Source organism: Dietzia sp. CQ4 (assembly GCF_014145125.1).
GTDB classification, from domain to species: Bacteria; Actinomycetota; Actinomycetes; order Mycobacteriales; family Mycobacteriaceae; genus Dietzia; species Dietzia natronolimnaea.
Window position 1 is genome coordinate 1 of the sequence record NZ_JAALDZ010000230.1, and the last position, 5,437, is coordinate 5,437.

At 68.4% G+C, this 5,437-nt stretch carries 6 protein-coding genes; 5 read left to right on the forward strand and 1 reads right to left on the reverse strand.

What is annotated here, in order from left to right; genetic code table 11:
* The first annotated feature begins 136 nt into the window (after positions 1–136).
* Complete coding sequence (locus G6031_RS13050) at positions 137–769, forward strand: response regulator transcription factor (RefSeq protein ID WP_182653484.1); 633 nt, start codon at positions 137–139, stop codon at positions 767–769.
* 4 nt (positions 770–773) lie between these two features.
* On the opposite strand, the gene G6031_RS13055 is transcribed toward G6031_RS13050, so the two are convergent.
* Positions 774–1,487, reverse strand: a complete 714-nt coding sequence (locus G6031_RS13055; protein WP_182653485.1) for a hypothetical protein — start codon at positions 1,485–1,487, stop codon at positions 774–776.
* 519 nt (positions 1,488–2,006) lie between these two features.
* Between G6031_RS13055 and G6031_RS13060 the strand changes: the two genes are divergently transcribed.
* The 4 genes from G6031_RS13060 to G6031_RS13075 all read left to right on the forward strand — a co-directional run bounded on the left by G6031_RS13060 (position 2,007) and on the right by G6031_RS13075 (position 5,373).
* Positions 2,007–2,180, forward strand: a complete 174-nt coding sequence (locus tag G6031_RS13060) for a hypothetical protein (protein WP_182653486.1) — start codon at positions 2,007–2,009, stop codon at positions 2,178–2,180.
* A 271-nt stretch (positions 2,181–2,451) separates the two neighbouring features.
* Positions 2,452–3,141, forward strand: coding sequence for a YceI family protein (locus G6031_RS13065; RefSeq protein ID WP_182653487.1), 690 nt, complete (start codon positions 2,452–2,454; stop codon positions 3,139–3,141).
* 67 nt (positions 3,142–3,208) lie between these two features.
* The gene (locus G6031_RS13070) at positions 3,209–3,430 is read left to right on the forward strand and encodes a hypothetical protein (RefSeq protein WP_182653488.1); all 222 of its coding nucleotides are present in this window, start codon (positions 3,209–3,211) and stop codon (positions 3,428–3,430) included.
* A 428-nt stretch (positions 3,431–3,858) separates the two neighbouring features.
* The gene (locus G6031_RS13075; RefSeq protein ID WP_182653489.1) at positions 3,859–5,373 is read left to right on the forward strand and encodes a lamin tail domain-containing protein; all 1,515 of its coding nucleotides are present in this window, start codon (positions 3,859–3,861) and stop codon (positions 5,371–5,373) included.
* Positions 5,374–5,437: the final 64 nt, after the last annotated feature.

The window sequence follows — 5,437 nt, forward strand, 5'->3', positions numbered from 1 at the left end:
CCACCGCATCGTTCGGTCTGGACGGGATGGCGCGTCGGGTGTCCGGGCTGGGAGGAGAGTTCGACGTGAGCTCCGAGACCGGCGCGGGGACCACGATCCGCGCCGTGCTCCCGACGGCGGTGGGAGGGTCGGGGACATGACGACGACGAGCGTGCGCGTTCTGATCGCGGACGATCACGCGGTGGTCCGGACAGGCCTTCGCGCGTTGGTCGCGTCGGACCCCGCCATCGAGGTGGTGGCCGACGTCCCCACCGCTGACGGCGCTGTCGAGCGGGCGCGGATCGGCGACGTGGACGTGGTGCTCATGGACCTGCGCTTCGCGGGTGACGCCTCCGCGGGGGTCAGGGCGACCCGGCGACTCCGCGCACTCGGGTCACCACCGCAGGTCCTGGTGCTGACCAGCCACGACACCGATGCGGACATCATCGGGGCGATCGAGGCGGGGGCCTGCGGTTACCTCCTCAAGGACGCCGGTCCCGACGAGCTGCTGGCCGCCGTCCGCGCCGCGGCGGCCGGGGAGAGCGCGCTCTCCCCCACCGTCACCGCCACTCTGATGAACCGTTTGCGCGACCCACGGCCGGTGTTGACCGATCGCGAGGTGGACGTGTTGCGGGCGGTGGCGACGGGCGAGACCAATCGGCAGGTCGCGGCGTCCCTGAACGTGTCGGAGGCGACGGTCAAGACGCACCTCGTGCACGTCTTCGACAAACTCGGTGTGACGTCCCGGACGGCCGCGGTGGCCAGGGCCCGCGAGCTCGGGGTGGTGTAGCCGATCAGCACCGCCCACCCTGGATCGAAGGAAGCCGCAGAGCAAGCGCATCCGCCACTCCTGAGAGTGCGTCGACGCCTTCGCCGAATGACGCTGATTCGACCGCGATGGCCACCGCTAACTCCCCTCCCGCAGCCGGCACTATCCCGAACTGACGCACGAGATAACCGCCAGTCTCACCCGGCCCCCAGCCACCCTTGAACCGAGCTCCCGGTATGCGGCCGAGTCCCCAGCTCTGATCGGGTGACACCTGGCCCATCAGATCGAGAACTCGGCTCGATGACCCGATGCACGGTAGGAGACTTCCGAACCGCGCCTGACCCACGAGTGGCCACTGAGTCTGACCGAAGATCGAGTACTCCGCACGGATGCGGACAGTCGGCACCTGGGTGGTGCTGTCACCCCCATCCGCGAGAACTGCGCCGATCCCAGCCGCCGACGAGGCTCCCCCGCCGAGTGAATCCCACAATTGCTCTGCCGCCGCGTTGTCGGATGTCGTGATCGCGGTGGCTGCCGACTCGAGCGTGGCCGGAGATGTGCGCGCGACGGCGACGGCCAGGGGTACCTTTATCGTCGACCAGGCGGCACCCGACTGCACGACTCCCGCCTTCTCGACGTCGGTCCGACCACCGACGCCTGCTGCGGCGATACCAACCGGACTCGGAATACCGCCGATCACTCCGGCGAGATCCACACCACCGGTCCCGGGGTCGGCCATTGGTGAGACCGGGCGATGGGCAGCTCCCGGAATCCCTTCTCCACCTGGTCCGTCCGGTCCCGGAGAGACCGTGGTGACTGTGGAAGTGACGTAGACGGTATGTACGGGCCCGCTCGTGGGGACCAACTCACCACAACCGCACACGACGAGAACGAGCCCGCAGGCACCCGAGGTCAGTGCCCCTCGCCTGCTCAGAAAAGCCATCAGTAGATGTACACGACAGCGTTGTTGCCGCCGGTACAGGTCACCACCGGTCCGCCCGAGCAGGACATCGTGTACGTCGCACCCGTCACCGGGCTGTAGGCGTCAATGGTCATCGGGCCCCCGTTGCCTCCGGATGCGAGGTAAGTGGAACGAACTGACACTGCGAACTCGCACGAGGTGACTGATGAGCCCACCGCCGAGTGCGCGAGCGGGCCCCCGCCGACGTTCGAGCACACGAATGACCCGGACGGTGCAGCCGGTTGCGCTGGTTGGACCTGTGGCCGGTCCGGTTCCCCGACACTCGAGGCCGTCGCTGTGGCGGACACCGTCGACGTCACGGGTGCAGCAGTCGTACTGGTGAATCGCGGGATCATCAGGAACGCCACCACCGCGATCAGACCCACGATCAGCACGGCCATCAGTGTGATCATCACGGCCATGGCCGGGGACATCGACTGCTTCTGGTTGGTCGCCACCGGGCTCGCCTGAGGGATTCGTCCGAACTCCGACGTGGGGTAATCACTCCACTGAGGAGGAGGGTTCTGGTTCATGTCGCGCCTCCCGGCCACCCGAACACGCTCGCGACCAACCTGCCGCTGAGAATGAGAATAAGTGACGCTGCGTGATACAAGTCGCGAATGAAGGTCCTGAACGCCACGTCCTCGACCTGGGAACGAGTCAGGTCGAGTCATCGTCTCGACGGACGATCCTCCACGCATCGTCGCTGCGGAACGGGGGCATTGACTCCTAAGCTCGTCCCATGCGGAGACTCCCCTGGATCATCGGCGCTGTCGTCGTCATCGTCGTCGTCGCGCTGATCGCGGCGCCCTACCTCTACAAAGCCGTGCGTGGAGGTGACGACGCGCCGGCCGCGACCGTCTCCGTCGACGGAGCCGAGGAGGCGACCGGCACCCTGGAGGGCACGTGGGTGGTGGTGCCGGGGACCGCGCCCAATGAGACGACTGCCGGGTACACGGTCAACGAGATCCTGCGGGGGGAGCCGGTCACCGTCGTCGGCAGCACCGACCAGGTGAGCGGCCGGGCGGTCGTGTCCGGGACCACCCTCGAGTCCGCATCGTTCGACGTGCAGGTGGCGGGAATCGAGACGGACATCGACCAGCGCGACGCCCAGTCCCGCTCGCCCCAGATCCTCGATGCCGGGTCCCATCCCTCGGCGACACTCACCGTGGCCGAATCCGTGGATCTGGCTGCGGTGCCGTCGGACGGCACAACGGTGTCGATCCCGATGGTGGTCGAGCTGACGATCAAGGGCACGACCGTCCGTGAGGACACCGAGGTGACCGTCCTACGGACGGGCGACGCCCTGATCGCCTCCGGCGCGGTCCCCCTCACCTGGGCCGAGGTCGGGGTCGAGCCGCCGAGCCTCGGCTTTGTCGCCGTGGAACCGTCCGGAACGATCGACTTCCTGGTGAGCCTGGCCCGGCAGTAGCCGTGCCTCGGTCTGAGGAGGTCCGATCTGCTCTCGCAGTCCGATCTCCATACGCACGACGTAGGCGATGAACGCGACGGGGATGACGGCGCTCCACGCCCACGCCGACCCTGCGGCGAGAGCGAACACCACCGTGGACGTCACACCGTACGCGGCGATGAGGCCACGGATCGACGCGATGCACGTCGTGATGGTCCGTTCGCTCCACCTCGTTCGCCAGAGTTGCACGGATCCTGAAAGCTCGGCCGCCAGGAAGAGCATCAGGCTCAGGGTGAGCAGCATGAAGTGAGCGGGGAGTTCCCCCGGACGCAGGCTGCCCTCGGTCGGGAACACACTCCTCCACGCTCCGACCGAGACACCCACCGCGCACAGCAGTAGCAGTACGACCATCGGGATGGCATAGGACGGCGACAGCGGATCCCATCTCTGCGACCTGCGGGCACGTCCCGGTTGTGGTGTGGTCACTCGTCTCCCCGCCTCGTCGTTGATCGCATGTCGGTCCTCTCCCGGTTCTTCCGATCGGTTCGACGGTCCGAGGGCCCTGCTCGGTTCCATGAGTTCGGGCCGGGCCCATCTGGCGGTGTCCGGCGGCCGACATCGGCAGACGCTCAGCGGTAAACGTTCAGCTCGTCGCCACCCACCGGACACGGACCCGGCACCCGACCCTCCTACGGTCACCTGGTCAGTCACTCAGTCATTGCCCAGGAAAGGCCCCCGATGCGCTCACGGACCATCAGCTCAGGCGTCCTCACGGTCGCCCTCGCCGCCGGCGCGGCGCTGGCGATACCCGCCACCGCTCCCGCCGCGCCCGCCACCAGCGTGGTGATCAACGAGGTCGAGTCCAACGGCGACGCCGTGGGCGACTGGGTGGAGCTGGCCAACCTCGACACCGAGCAGGACGTGGACATCTCGGGCTGGACGTTGATCGACGACGACCCCACGCACGATCCGATCGTCATCCCCGAGGGGACCACCATCGAGTCCGGTGGCTACTGGTCCGTCTACACCGACGTGGACCCGGACTACTTCGGGCTCGGCGGCAACGATTCGGTGATCCTCCGGGACGCGGGCGGGGAGATCGTCGACTCCACCACCTGGTCGGGTCACTCGCCCACCACCTGGGGCCGCATCCCCGACATGACGGGCGGGTTCGCCGTGACCGGTGAACCCACCCGTGACGCGCGGAACGTGGCGGCCGTCGAGGAGAACCCGGTGGTGACGTCGCCCTGGCCCTTCGACCCGCTGACGATCACCCCCGTCGCGCTCGGTGGCGCCTTCGCCGAGGACGACGACATGTCGGGCGTCGACATCGCGGCCGACGGCACCGCCTACGTGGTGAACAACGGCACCGGCACGCTGTACGTCCTGGCCCACGACCACAGTGCAGGCACCTACTCGCTCGCCCGCACCTTCGTCCTCACCTACCCCGATGGTTCGGGCCTACCCGATTCCGAGGGCGTCACCGTGGGGCCGGACGGCGTGATCTACGTGGCCACCGAGCGCAACAACGACGCCGGCAGCACCAGTCGCCCCTCGATCCTGCGCTTCGTCCTGCCCACCGACCGCGATTCCGGCACGCTCAGCGCCACGGACGAGTACTCGCTGACCTCCCTCACCGGGCCGATCGGCGCGAACGCCGGCCTCGAGGCCATCGAATACCTCCCCGAGGCGTTCGGCGGAGCCTTCGCCGTGGGCGTCGAGGGGACCGGGAAGGTCCACTTCGTGCGGCTGGGTGACGGAGGTGCGGTGACCGAGATGCAGACGTACACCTCACCGTTCACGGGCGTGATGGCGCTCGACCACGACGAGGTGTCCGGCGTCCTGCGGGTGCTGTGTGACGAGGTCTGCGAGGGACGCTCGGTCGAGATGACCTTCGACGGGACCGGGTTCGTCACCGACGGCACCCTCTACGCCCGGCCGGTCGACATGCCCAACCTCGCCAACGAGGGCTTCGCCTCCCACCGCGAGACCGTCGAGTGCCTCCTGGGAGGCGCCACCGGCACCGCCGAGCGGGTCAGGTTCCTGTGGGCCGACGACGCGGCCACCGCAGGGGTCGGTCTGCGCACCGCCGTCTCCGAGGCCGGTGAGTGCACGGTGGAGGACGACGACTCCGTTGACGGGTCGCTCGACGACCTGGACACGGTCCTCGGTTCGCTCGCGGGCCTCAGTCCGGTCTTCGGATCGTCGGGCGACGCGCCGACCCTGGTGCCGACCCTTCTTCCGTCTCTCTGAGCCGGCACGATCGGCTCTGACGCACCGCGGCAGGGCCCGGCCACCATCCAGGGTGGCCGGGCCC

Coding starts and splice junctions, on each gene's coding strand:
- G6031_RS13050 (WP_182653484.1), top strand. CDS start 137: ATGACGACGACGAGCGTGCGCGTTCTGATCGCGGACGATCACGCGGTG.
- G6031_RS13055 (WP_182653485.1), bottom strand. CDS start 1,487: ATGGCCGACCCCGGGACCGGTGGTGTGGATCTCGCCGGAGTGATCGGC.
- G6031_RS13065 (WP_182653487.1), top strand. CDS start 2,452: ATGCGGAGACTCCCCTGGATCATCGGCGCTGTCGTCGTCATCGTCGTC.
- G6031_RS13070 (WP_182653488.1), top strand. CDS start 3,209: ATGAACGCGACGGGGATGACGGCGCTCCACGCCCACGCCGACCCTGCG.
- G6031_RS13075 (WP_182653489.1), top strand. CDS start 3,859: ATGCGCTCACGGACCATCAGCTCAGGCGTCCTCACGGTCGCCCTCGCC.